The 12,544-nt window shown below is 39.9% G+C and carries 12 protein-coding genes; all 12 read left to right on the top strand.

Translation table 11 applies throughout. The annotated features are described in order from the left end of the window. Positions 1-51 precede the first annotated feature (51 nt). The 12 genes from EXY20_RS10920 to EXY20_RS10870 all read left to right on the top strand — a co-directional run bounded on the left by EXY20_RS10920 (position 52) and on the right by EXY20_RS10870 (position 12,540). Positions 52-465, top strand: coding sequence for a hypothetical protein (locus EXY20_RS10920; protein WP_135550736.1), 414 nt, complete (start codon positions 52-54; stop codon positions 463-465). A 264-nt stretch (positions 466-729) separates the two neighbouring features. After that, entirely contained in the window at positions 730-1,743 is a 1,014-nt protein-coding gene (locus EXY20_RS10915; RefSeq protein ID WP_167859158.1) for a hypothetical protein, read from the top strand. Between the two features lie 64 nt (positions 1,744-1,807). Beyond that, complete coding sequence (locus EXY20_RS10910; protein WP_135550732.1) at positions 1,808-2,941, top strand: nucleotidyltransferase family protein; 1,134 nt, start codon at positions 1,808-1,810, stop codon at positions 2,939-2,941. A gap of 17 nt (positions 2,942-2,958) precedes the next feature. Next, complete coding sequence (locus tag EXY20_RS10905) at positions 2,959-3,201, top strand: acyl carrier protein (RefSeq protein WP_135550730.1); 243 nt, start codon at positions 2,959-2,961, stop codon at positions 3,199-3,201. Between the two features lie 19 nt (positions 3,202-3,220). Beyond that, positions 3,221-4,978 carry an HAD-IIIC family phosphatase gene (locus EXY20_RS10900; RefSeq protein WP_135550728.1) on the top strand — a complete coding sequence of 586 codons (1,758 nt, stop codon included), beginning with the start codon at positions 3,221-3,223 and terminating at the stop codon, positions 4,976-4,978. 43 nt (positions 4,979-5,021) lie between these two features. Then, a complete protein-coding gene (locus EXY20_RS10895) occupies positions 5,022-5,390 on the top strand; it encodes a lasso peptide biosynthesis B2 protein (protein ID WP_135550726.1) in 369 nt (122 codons plus the stop codon). 28 nt (positions 5,391-5,418) lie between these two features. After that, the gene (locus tag EXY20_RS10890) at positions 5,419-5,676 is read left to right on the top strand and encodes a PqqD family protein (RefSeq protein WP_135550724.1); all 258 of its coding nucleotides are present in this window, start codon (positions 5,419-5,421) and stop codon (positions 5,674-5,676) included. A gap of 10 nt (positions 5,677-5,686) precedes the next feature. Beyond that, complete coding sequence (locus EXY20_RS10885; protein ID WP_135550722.1) at positions 5,687-6,628, top strand: phosphoenolpyruvate carboxykinase (ATP); 942 nt, start codon at positions 5,687-5,689, stop codon at positions 6,626-6,628. A gap of 18 nt (positions 6,629-6,646) precedes the next feature. Continuing rightward, positions 6,647-8,536: an asparagine synthase-related protein gene (locus EXY20_RS10880; RefSeq protein ID WP_135550720.1), complete on the top strand. Its 1,890-nt coding sequence runs from the start codon at positions 6,647-6,649 to the stop codon at positions 8,534-8,536. A gap of 66 nt (positions 8,537-8,602) precedes the next feature. Beyond that, a complete protein-coding gene (locus tag EXY20_RS40260; protein WP_268966237.1) occupies positions 8,603-8,734 on the top strand; it encodes a hypothetical protein in 132 nt (43 codons plus the stop codon). A gap of 186 nt (positions 8,735-8,920) precedes the next feature. After that, entirely contained in the window at positions 8,921-10,714 is a 1,794-nt protein-coding gene (locus EXY20_RS10875; protein ID WP_167859157.1) for an ABC transporter ATP-binding protein, read from the top strand. Next, entirely contained in the window at positions 10,702-12,540 is a 1,839-nt protein-coding gene (locus EXY20_RS10870; protein ID WP_135550716.1) for an ABC transporter ATP-binding protein, read from the top strand. Before EXY20_RS10875 ends, EXY20_RS10870 begins: the two co-directional genes overlap by 13 nt. The last annotated feature ends 4 nt before the right edge of the window (positions 12,541-12,544 follow it).

Below are 12,544 nucleotides of genomic sequence, written 5' to 3'. Positions count from 1 at the left end.
GAAAAAGAAATTATGTCCTTTCTGTGCGAGGATTTGTCAAGGGGGCTCGGATTGTACCAGAAGCCGCGCTTTGTGCTCGTGCGACAGGACGAGCGTCTTTTGATATCCGTCAGCATCGACCTAAGCTTGGAACCCCAACAGATCCTCACCGCATACAGCTATCGCTTCAAGATGGAAGGTACGTTTCGAGAAATTAAGCAAGTCATTGGCGCATTCGGCTACAGCTTCCGGAGTTCGGCGATGCCGAAGCTGAACCGCTATCGCCGGAAAGGCGAACCGGATCCGCTGGAGCGCGTGACAGGCGAGCAGCAGCGCAAGCGGATTCGTATGACCTTGCTGCCGCTGCCGCATCGAAGGGTTTGTCATGTGCAGTGTCATCGCAACGGGACTGGTTCAATTGATCGCTTTACTTTTTTCCGGGCAGAAGCCGGGTCTATTTTTCCGCTATCCCCGCACCCCCTCTAAGTCCGTCGTCTCAGAGGCAACGGTTGTGGCCTATTTTCGCAAGTCGATTTTCCGCCTGTTTGCCCAAAACCCGCAGATTTCGCTAGCCCCAATTATTCGTTCCAGGCAAAAAAACGGCCCATATGGACGCCGATTCCGTTGCTTCTTAACGCTGAAGAACTTTTTACTGACCAGGAGTGAATGAAAGCATTGAAAATGAATATTGAAAAGATAACCAGAATGGTCTAAATTAGGTGAAGAATATTTCTCGGAGGCAATCATTTGATGGAAAAGAACCTAAAAATTGCATCTTTCCAAAATGGTTATAGCATTAATGAGATGAGGTGTTTCGATCATCCTGTAGCAGTTGGTGCTAGTTATTACGATAATCTTAATTATTACTACTACTGTTTTCTTTATGCAGTAAATGTGAATTGGTGTAATCAATACTACTCGTGGTATCACGAAAATCCAATACTTAAGCTGCTAGGAATTGAATGCTGTAAGATAGCAGCCCATGATCATGAGGATCCAATTTCTAAAATCACAAAATTAATAGATAACAACTACCCAGTTATTATTCCAACTACTTTTAACAGCATTTTCTATCATCGAGAATACCGGAAAAGGACGGATTTACACACATTATTAGTGACATCGTACAACAACGAGCTTGGTACCATCGGGATAAAGGAATCTCCGCGATCACTTTCACCTGACTTCACCAGGGATAATGGATTAATTAATTTTGTCGTAACAGAAGCAGCGCTCAGGGAGATATGGTGTCAATCGCAAAACGTTTTATTGACGGAGATGCCTAAGCAGTATGCTTCAATCTACTATTTGAAGAAAGTGGGTTCACCTAAGATAAGTCAGTACTCCGATCTTGTCTGCTACCTCTTACAGGATGTGAATATGGATTATAATCTGTTTTCGGATTGGATTGACAAAACGAACATTGCTCTTCAAGACGGTCAGGAAATTAGTCAGGTGATCATGGAACGGGCCAGGGTGGAGTATGTATCATCCCTATCTATGTTCTTTGATATTTTAGAGACTGTTTTTGTAGAAAAACTACGTGATGTGGAATTTAGAATGAAACTCAGCAATCTTAGAAGGGTTTATACAACTAGTCGGGATCGCATTTATAATATTACGATTAAACATGCTATTCAACGACAACCGATTGATGGTAGAGAATTGAGTCAAATAAGAAATCGATTAAAGGAAAGAGATATGGAAATGATTGAAACCTTAACCGATGCTATGAAGGGCATACCAATTCATGTAGATTTATAGAAGAAGGCAAGATTGAACACGGATAGCAAGTGCTACAAGGTTTCCGAAAGAGGGAGGTAAGTAGATGGATCCAGAAGCAAGTTTATTGTTATTGGTACTAAGACAATTTTGTGAATCTGAAACTAATAAAGACTTTGCAAGTGAAGGGCTTGCTATGGTCAATGAAGATAAATTTATTCGTTTGTGTAATCGGCACAAGGTATTACCATTGATCGCTTCCAAATTCGTAGAATTGGAATTAACGGAGTCTAAAACTGTAAGGGAAGGGCAGAATCAAATCCTCATAAACGCAATGGCCAATTTATGCAATATGAAGGAAAATAAAACCATTATCGAAAACCTAGAGGGAAATGGTATAAGTTACGTTGTTCTAAAAGGGTCTTATATGACACTGTCTGCATACGGAAATGTAGGATATAGATTATCGCAAGACACAGATATTCTCATTGATAGAACGGATGTTGAGAAGGTTACTGATCTAATCCAACAATTAGGATACTTACGTGGCCGATTTATTAGGGAAGAAGCGAAAGTCAAGATGTATTCAAGACAAGAAGAAATTTTTTACTCCATGAATACGCACCAAGCGGCTCCTTTTATCAAAACCTTAAATCACCCTTTGATACCATATCACTGTGTTGATCTAAACCTTCACCTTACATGGGGTGAGGATACCCAACGAGGAGATATAAGCATCGCCGACTTTATAGGTTCTAGAAGGAAAGTAAGCGTACAAGGAATTAACTACTTTGTCTTACCTTACGAGGAGTTCTTTATCCAAATTTGTCTGCATCACTTTAAGGATGTTAACTCCATCTACCTATTAACAAAAACACCCAGTCTGATAGTGAGTAAGTATTGCGATATTTATTTCTTCTTAACAAAGAATATTGGTGCTATAAGTTTACCTCGCCTATACGAATTAATGGGGAAATTCCAGGTCGAAATGTACGTCCATTATATGCTTTATTATACTTCGCTTATTTTCCCGAGTTCCTTAATTACCCAGATGTTGGAAGTGTTGAAGCCGAAAGATACTGGAATGTTGAAACTTATGGGTTTGTCATCAGGTGAAAAAAAAGAATGGAAAGTTGATTTTTTCGAAAGACTGTTCGCGAGTGAAAGAATGGGGCTGATAAAGGATTATCTAAATGAACAAGACCTTATGAAAATTAACTATAATAAAGAATTTCTGTAAGGAAGGGGGGCGAAAATATGCAAGTCATTGAAATCATAACAAATATAGTACTATCGGTGCTCGATATTAAAGAACACAAGATTGATGGAGATCGATCTTTGGAGGAATTGGGGTTAGACTCCATAGCCACAATCAAACTTATTGTCAGAATTGAAGAAGAGTTAAACATATCTTTCGACGATAAAGATTTATTAATTGAAAACCTGAATACTCTAAACAAAATATGCGAAAAAGTTCAAAAATATACTGTATCCAAATAAATGAGAAGGTGAAACAGACTTGTTTCATAAGGGATTCTCAGATGCTATACATAAATATACGAGTAACATACAAAGAAAATTGCCAGAACTAAAAATAGGATTAATATCTAATGTATCACTCGAGTCCATTTTTGACCCGTTTATCAAGTTGCATACTAGTGAGTGTGGTTATTATCCAGTTGTGAGCTACCGACGACTTGAAAGCGATTATAAAGAAGATGAAAGACATCCGGACGATCATGAAATAGATGTTTGGGTATTACTTTTTAGATTGGATGGGATTTCTGAGAAGTTATTGGGGTCATTTTGGTCGCTTTCTTCTTCAGAACTTGATACGGAAATATTCAATGTAACCCAGTTTACTGAGGTGGTTATTAAAGATTACAGGAATAAATCAAAGGCCCCCATAATATGGATCTCGTTCGAACTTCCGGTTTATTCGAATATATTGAGCCATAATGGAAACCATGAGCGTAATGTTGTGAACTTGCTGAATGTCCATATAAAGGACAAGATCATAAACACCCATAATGCCTACTATTTGGATATAAATCGAAGTATGGAGATCATTGGGTATCGGAATTTTTACGATCGGAGACTTCTATTGCTATATAATATTCCATTTAGTAGAGATGCAAGTAATCAAATAGCTTTCGACATAGCGAAGGCATTAAGAATAGTACAGGGCAGACGTAAAAAATGCCTGATACTGGACTGCGATAATATCCTATGGGGAGGAGTAATAGGAGAGGACGGACTATATGGAATTAATCTTGGTTCTTCCTACCCTGGAATCAAATATAAATTATTTCAACAGGAAATTAAGAACTTATACAAAAAGGGTATTTTACTAGCTTTGTGTAGCAAAAATAACGAATCAGATGTCATGGAAGTATTTAGAGATCATCCAGATATGGTTATTAAAGAGGAACATATCATAACTTTTCGTATTAACTGGGAAGAAAAGTCAACCAGTATAATAAGTATAGCTGAGGAATTACGTATTGGTCTTGAGGATATCGTGTTTATTGATGATAGTGAATTTGAAATTAATTGCGTCATGCAACGTTTACCCGAAGTTACCTCTCTACACTTCCCAGAAAGTCAGGCGTTATTTTATAAAGATATGCTATGCTCAACGGGGCTATTTGATGGACAAGCAATCACATATGAAGATAGGAACAGAAGTAATATGTATCGAGATAATGGGATGCGAACACGAATGGCAACGAGTTTTGATAATATGGTTGATTTTTACAAATCATTAAATATGGACGTTTGGGTGCAGCGGGGGAACGAATTTAGTTTACAGAGAATCGCCCAACTATCACAAAGGACAAATCAGTTCACGCTTACAGCGAGGCGGTATTCGGAAAAAGATATTGCGTGGTTACTTTCAAATCCAGATTATGAAGTGATAACTTTAAAATTTACAGACAGTTTTGGTGAAATGGGTATTGTAGGTGTTGCAATACTAAGATACGGGGAGCTTGAAGCGACAATAGAATCCCTTTTTCTATCATGTAGAGCATTAAGTAGGAATCTAGAAGATATTTTACTAAATGCTATTTTCACTATGGTGAAGACAAAAAAGATACAAATGGTAATTGGCGAGAACATTTCCACAAATAAAAATGGCCAGACAAATCACTTTTATCTCAGAAGAGGTTTTGAACAAATATACAAAAAAGGAGCTGTGTCAAAATATAAATGTTTAGTTAGCAACTATAAAGAGATTGTGGTCGAATATATCCAGAATATTAATATGGAGTTCTGATTTGGCTGCTTAAGTAAGGGATTATTCATCTAGGAGGTAGATAATGTTATACAAAATAGAGGCGTACTTTACATACCTTTACCTTCGTCGACATTTAGAAAATAAAGATTACAGTAAAATTAAGTATTTTTTTGATAGTGATGGTCAGAGAACATATAAATATGATTGTTGCGATAGTAAAACAGAAAAAATAGCAGAAGCAGTCAGCAATGTTGTTGGGAAAATTGTAAAAAGCAACGAATGTCTTTATAAGAGTGGAATTGGATTAATTATGCTCAGGAGAAGAAAATATAAAGTAAACATTAAGATTGGCATTCAGTTCCCTCCATTTCGATCTCATGCATGGCTTGAGGTTGGGACTGATCAAAAATTATTTGGCGAGGGTTCTGAAAAGTATACCGTCATAAAGTAATGATTACTTACTGTAGAGGAGGACTTATATGTATAAGATCACAGAGAGTGTTGTCATTACTGATATGTCAGGTGTTCTCATAATTCTCGATACAAATACAGGAAATTACTATGCATTAAATGAGGTTGCCAAGAAAATATGGAGGATGATTGAGAAGAGTGTATCGTCGGATGAAATAGTCAACCATATAGCCGAAGAGTATCAGGCGGAACAATCGGTGGTATTGCAGGACGTAAATGAATGCTTCGAAAGCTGGATCTCGTTTGGATTCATCAGTAAAGCATAAAGGAGGAAGTATGTTTTCCTACTACATTTATAATGCAATAATTGAAAGTGATATTGAACTCCCGTGTGACCCCAGCAATATGTTCATTAATAATGATAAAGCTGAGAAAATTATTATTAAATATTCAAGGGGGGCGCTGCATGAAGATAATAGAATTACTTATCTTGGACTTAAATATAATGGTCAATTACGAAGTTACAACGTGGATCAAGGCATATTATTTTGTGCGGAAAATGGCATAAAAGTATTAATACATACGAACGGGCAATTATTAATAGTTGACTGTTCAGAAGAAGGATTAATAAAGGCTGCGTTATATGTGATAGGTATATGCATGTCAATTTCATTAATGATGAGAGGATTAATCCCCTTGCATGCAGCAGCATTAGAAATAGATGGTAAGGTTGTTGCATTATTATCTTCGTCAGGAAATGGAAAATCAACGTTGCTTTGGAATGAGATTTCTCAAGGGTCAAGTTTTGTAACGGATGATGTGTTGCCGATTCAACTAAACGATAACGACGACACTTTATTAGCGATACCTTCGATGTCAATTTCCTCAAAGCTTTGGGATAAGTCTTTAGAGAGGCTATCTTTGGATCCTGAAAGATACAAAAGGATAGTTCCCGAATTAAATAAATATTGGGTTCCTGTGGAGCAGTCCAAACGCTTACTGTTGCCCAAGAAGGTTCATGTTATCCTCATGCTTAACCCAAGAAAGTCAACAACAGAAGAAGTGTCTTATAGTAGGAGAAAGGAACCGCAATTAATATCAGAACTAATTAATAACACACATGGTGCATGGGCTAATCCAGCTAATATAAAGCAAACATTGTTTCCAAAATATATAAGAATTATAAATGATATTCCAATCTTTGAAGTTGTATACGAAAAAAAATATTCAATAATACCTAAGATATCTGATTCTATACGATTAATGCTCAAAAATTAGTTGGGGTGGTGCAAGTTAGTGTTTTATACCTGCGGAATAATGAATTTTGCTGGAGGTCCCGAAAAGAACGAGAAAAATACACTCGAACAGATGCAAAAGGCAGGAGAACGGTTTTATGGTGTAAAGACTCACTTTAAATCAGTATTAAAGTCAGCCAAGATAGAGGGGATTTGCTGGTCGGCCGCTGCGACACCACACTATTTTAATTACTCGAGTGTAATAAATCAATCGGAAGATTACCTCGTAACTGTTGATGGCAGGATAGATAACGAGTCAGAGATTATTACAAGTACGGAACAGGATTTCAACGAACCCGCAGGAGTAGTAAAATCTTATTTTATAAAGAATGGTCCCATGGCCCTGATGGATATTATTGGTGACTTCTGCATTTCCATATGTGATGTCCGCAACAACACGCTTTACCTGTATCGCTCATGTTTTGGGATTAGACCGCTCGTTTACTTTTGGATTAAGGGACATTATCGAACGGCATGGGCTTCTTCATTAGAACAGGTGTTACAAATATCTGAAACTACTGTGGACATATCGGAGGAGTATCTGGCGATTTATTTAAGTTCTACTTCTATGAACAATCAAAAGGCTACTCCGTACAATAATATTTACCATTTGTTACCGGGCGAATGTTTGAAAATAAGTGTTGATAGAATAGAGAGATTATTTTGTAGGAGTCCTCAATATTCAGAGGAAACTTATAATTTGTCCTATAAAATGCAATTGGAAATTTTCCGGGATTTATTCTTTGAAGCAGTTCGGTGTCGTTTGCGTCGTTCAAGTTCCGAGATCCATATTTCTTTGAGCGGCGGACTGGACTCATCTTCCATTGCCTGTGTGGCAACTCAAATTATCAAAAACGAAAATGTGCCTGTGACATTATCGTGCGATCATTTAGCGCACATAGGGGAAGGGAATGAATCCAAGTTCGCTGCATTGGTTGCAGAACATATTGGTTGTTCCCTTAATATGTATTCTGATAATAATTATAGTGACATTCTTGAGGCAGTGAAACTCAGTCAACCAACTCCCTTTTACGCTCCATCCCGAGCATTGTTAGGTAATCTTACTATTAATGCAATAAATGACAAAGCCGAAAATTGGGTGAGGTTCACGGGGCATGGTGGGGATCAGGTTACAAGTTCTAGTAGATATCTTTATCCAATAGGGTTGATACAGAGAAAAAAGTATTATGACGCATATCAAGAATTGCGTAATATTTCAAAAAGCGGCAATAGCAATATGTATCGTGTATTTATGAATAATATTGTAAATATGTATCGTCAAAAAGATGAACTATGGGGAACCTCATTTTCTATTGATCATCATTTACTGACTGATGAATTTATATCTAAGTGGGCTCTAAGGGAAAGGAAATATCATAAGAGTATAACGAAAGAGTACCCGTTCGATGTTCAATTAAGATTCGAGCAACTACTGCACGGAAGTTCTTGGATGAGTGAAGATGGTTCACATTTATTATCAAATAGGTACCCATTTCTAGATATCAGGCTTGTTGATTTTTGTTTGTCAGTACCAGAATTTCTCAAAAGGGATCGTAACGATAGAACAAAAACAATTTTAAAAGAAGGTCTTAAAGATGTGCTCCCACAAATCATTAGAAGAAGAAATAGTAAATCGTCGCATTTCGGCAGTTTTGTAAACGGAATGGCAAGCCGAGGTGATGTACTGGTTGATATCGTAAAGAAATCAAAATTAATCGAGAGAGGAGTTATAAGAAAAGAAAAATACAAAGAATTATTGGGATACATGCAGTATGGGTCGTTAACTCATCAAGTCCCTTCTTTTCTATCTATATTGGCACTTGATGTGTGGCTCATAATGAGAGAGAACGGTTATGCTCACAACGAATTGGTTAATAAGGCCAGTCAGTAGTGCGAATTGTACGGATTATATTTAACCCTTTTGCCCAAGGTTGGTATAAATAAGGAGGAACTTGCTATGAAATATACAAAGCCTGAAGCCACAAAAGTAGGAAACATTATGGAGATTACACATGGAAGTGGTAGTCAAATTATTGAATATATAATTGATCCTGATACGGGTTATGTATATTACGAAACTTACAGCTAATAATTTTGTAAGTTAATGGAATATTAGAAATATTCGAAATAATACCAACCTTGGGCTATTGGGTTAAATAAACATATTAACGACCATCGGGATGATCCCGCAAGTAGGGAGTGACTAATTATTATCCAACTTTCTGGCGAAGTACTTCTTGTCAGGGGCTTTAAATTTATAGGTATGATGAAACTAATGGGTTGGGGAACAAGAGAAGCCTTTCGCATCGCCCCTGTCAACATGAGTTTGTTTGTGCTCATCGCTGTATTGGAAGGCATTGCCCCCGTATTCGTGTTGTATGTTAGTAGCAATCTAATTGATGTTACCATTTCACAATGGGGGAGGGGGGGCAGTGCGATGATAAGCATTCTCCCCTGGGTGGGTGCTTATATTATTGGGGCCGTCGCATCCTTTAGTTTAATGTCCCGAATACGTTTAACGATCAGGGAGCGGGTATCGCAGAAACTTAATTACTCGATAGAAGCAACAAGGCTGAAAATGGCGTCAAATCTCCCACTATTAACCATGGAAGCTAGTGAAACACAGAATATGCTCCAACGTTCGAGTAATCCTGGAATGAAATTGAGCAACATGATCTATAACCTTCTTGCAACAATACTATGTGTGATCCAAATGATTACCTTATCGTTCTTCTTTACCAGTCTTTCCCATTGGCTGCCTGTTATACTTCTGATCCTTCAGATTCCCGTCCTCATGTTGACTTCGAAAGGGCAGAAGTTATCCTTAGCGTTAAACTACAGACAAACGGAAGATCAACGTAGAGCAGGATATTTAGATAGTTTGATGAACGGACGCAACGAACAGAAAGAGATACGGTTACTTGGACTAAAGGATCATTTGGTAAAAACTTGGGCCAGCCAGATGACTCAACTCCGTGAAGAATCGCTGGCATTGCGAAAAAAGGCTATTCTACTCGAGTATCCAGGTGTGGCGCTCAATTTTATTGCAAGTACCGTCATTCTGCTATTCGCTGCGTTAATGCTACCAAGTCAAAAGCTTACCGCGGGTCTTTTTGTGGCCCTGTATCAGGGAGTAGCCCAATTCCGTGTCGCCTACATCAGTTTCACAATAACTTATCGGGAGCTGTTAAAAACGACCGGCGAGGTCGGATTTGTAAGGGACTTTATGCAACTCGGACACTCACTACTTCAAAACAGTAATGGAGATGATAGGGCACGAACCTCTTTTCCGGAACCGCTTGTGGAAGGCATAGAGTTTGATAATGTGACATTCCGCTACCCAGGCAGCAATTCGCTTTTAAGTGGTATTAGTTTTCGGTTGAAGCCAGGCGAGCATGTGGCATTGGTTGGCGAGAATGGCTCTGGTAAAAGCACGATCGTGAAACTACTTTTAGGGCTCTATTCACCGGAAGCGGGGACCATAAGAGCCGATCGACAGTGCTATGAGGAGATAGATATACAATCGCTACGTCAAAATATTACCGCTGCTTTTCAAGATTATTCTAATATAGCTTTGACCTTGTCTCAAAGCGTTGCTTCTGGGAATCCGCAAGTATTCGGACAAGATGGATGGACTCCGGATATGGCGGTGGTCGAGCAAGCTGCAGCTCTTGGTGGGGCTGATGAAGTGGCGAATAGTTTGCCGGGAGGGTGGACTCAACCCATTGGCAAGATATTAGATGGCGCAGTTGATCTATCGGGCGGACAATGGCAACGCTTGGCATTAAGTCGGGCGCTAATACGTCATTCGCAAGTTCTCATCCTAGATGAACCGACATCGGCCCTGGATCCTAAGGCGGAAGCAGAACTTTACGCGCGGTTTATGCAGATCATGAGAGGGCGTACGGTAATCGTCATTAGTCACAGGCTTGGCTCGGCACGTATGGCAGATCGGATACTCGTCCTTAAACAAGGTGTAATCGTCGAGGAGGGCCACCATAACGATTTAGTAATGGTAAACGGCGAATACTCTCGGATGTGGAAGGAACAATCAAAATGGTACAACTAGACAATAATAGGGAAAATAAATGGACGGTTCGATTAATTGTCCGTTTCGTTGTTTGGATGTTCGCAATCGCTCCGAAGAGAGTTACGGTACTATTCGTTATTCAGGTGGTCACCTCGACGGTTCCCGGTGCGAATATCATTATTTTTAGCCGTATTGTGGAGCAGGCTGTACTTGTCTATCAGGGAGCAAGTCATATTGAGTCAATAATCCTTTGGATAGCAGCCGCTACCGCATTACAGGTTTTCTCGAGTTTTCTAAGGCCATTATTTTCATTGAAAGAGGACAGTCTGCGTCAACAGCTTGAAGAAGTGGCACTTCGAGGCATGCAGGATAAGACGAATCGTTTAAGACTAGAGGCTCTTGAACGCACGGACTTCCAAGACTTGTTGACTAGGGCTCGAAGGCTGGCAGAACCCGGATTCTTCTTCAGCATGACCAATGAGTTTTTCATGATTATTCAGTCCGCGATGAGTGTACTGTCAGTTTCCGCGGTTGTGATTTGGTGGAACCCTTGGCTGCTCTTCGCTATTTGCGCCACTACCTTACCTGTCCCGATTGTTAAGTGGGTGGAATATAGGCGGAAGTACACATTGGAAAAAAAACAAATCCCGGAAGCTCGTCTGCGCAATTATTTGTCGGGACTAATGCAATCACTGGCGGCCGCCAAGGAAGTACGGGCATTCGGTATGGGCGAGTGGCTGTTTTCTAGGTGGAAGGAGTTATATTGGCGAGTTGAAAACGATATCTTTCAGGATACGCGACGCCATACGATAAGGTACACATCCTTTTATATCTTTAGTGTGATTGGTTTAGCCGGCGCTATAGCTTGGTGCGCCGCGTCGGTTTCATTCGGAACTTTATCAACTGGCAGGTTTTCAGCGTTGTTGTTTGGTCTGGAGAATGTCAGTAACGGGGTTCGAATAATATTCGAACGCTTTGGTTTCATGGCCGATCGTTTACAGCGTATTGGAGATTTCTTTGCCTACATGGACCTCGAACCCGAAGAGGATTCGGTCGACAAAAGGAAGCATCGCAAATCTTCGCCAATTACTTTGGAGGGGGTCAGTTTTCAATACCCACTAGCTAAGAAGAACGCCATCTCTGACATAACATTCACCATCCAGCCACGTGAAAAGGTAGCGTTGATTGGTGCAAACGGCTCAGGCAAGACTACGCTGATAAAACTCTTGCTGGGGTTGTATCGCCCCACGTCAGGAAAGATAAGATACGGTGATATTGATGGTGAAATTGTCGATTTACGCGATCTTCAAAGTAATATAGCCGTAGTTTTTCAGGATTTCAATAAGTATTCGGTCACAGTTCACGATAATATCGGCTTCGGGAATATAGCAGCACTGGACAATATCGTCCAAATTCGTGCGGCCGCCGCTCGCAGCGGAGCAGATGAATTAATAGCTGGTCTGCCGCATGAGTATGAAACGTTGCTCACCAAGCGTTTCACAGGAGGGGTCGACCTCTCCGGCGGCCAGTGGCAGAAAATCGCTATCGCCCGTGCATTTATGCGCGATACAGAACTGATTTCGCTTGACGAACCGACTGCAGCGTTGGACCCAAAAGCAGAGTCTGATGTATTACACCGGTTTCTTGAAATGGCAGGAGCTAAAACTACTATTTTGGTCTCTCACCGGTTGGGTCTTGCCCGGTTCTGCGATCGGATTATTTTGCTGAAGGAAGGCCGAATCACGGAGCAAGGAACGCATGATGAATTGCTCGCATCGGATGGGGAGTATGCCCTTTTATGGTCTTTGCAATCGCAATGGTATCGTGAGAACGAAATGAAATCGATGGTTTATATAAGGCCCTAGACAA

It is taken from the genome of Paenibacillus cymbidii (assembly GCF_004764705.1).
Classification (GTDB): Bacteria; Bacillota; Bacilli; order Paenibacillales; family NBRC-103111; genus Paenibacillus_AN; species Paenibacillus_AN cymbidii.
The sequence above is the reverse complement of the archived record's forward strand: the minus strand, read 5'-3'. Positions and strand labels throughout refer to the sequence as shown.

Bases quoted from the DNA above. Each gene is read 5' to 3' on its own strand.
- EXY20_RS10890 (WP_135550724.1), top strand. From the start codon at position 5,419: ATGTATAAGATCACAGAGAGTGTTGTCATTACTGATATGTCAGGTGTT.
- EXY20_RS10915 (WP_167859158.1), top strand. From the start codon at position 730: ATGGAAAAGAACCTAAAAATTGCATCTTTCCAAAATGGTTATAGCATT.
- EXY20_RS10885 (WP_135550722.1), top strand. From the start codon at position 5,687: ATGTTTTCCTACTACATTTATAATGCAATAATTGAAAGTGATATTGAA.
- EXY20_RS10905 (WP_135550730.1), top strand. From the start codon at position 2,959: ATGCAAGTCATTGAAATCATAACAAATATAGTACTATCGGTGCTCGAT.
- EXY20_RS10870 (WP_135550716.1), top strand. From the start codon at position 10,702: ATGGTACAACTAGACAATAATAGGGAAAATAAATGGACGGTTCGATTA.
- EXY20_RS10875 (WP_167859157.1), top strand. From the start codon at position 8,921: ATGGGTTGGGGAACAAGAGAAGCCTTTCGCATCGCCCCTGTCAACATG.
- EXY20_RS40260 (WP_268966237.1), top strand. From the start codon at position 8,603: ATGAAATATACAAAGCCTGAAGCCACAAAAGTAGGAAACATTATGGAG.
- EXY20_RS10895 (WP_135550726.1), top strand. From the start codon at position 5,022: ATGTTATACAAAATAGAGGCGTACTTTACATACCTTTACCTTCGTCGA.
- EXY20_RS10910 (WP_135550732.1), top strand. From the start codon at position 1,808: ATGGATCCAGAAGCAAGTTTATTGTTATTGGTACTAAGACAATTTTGT.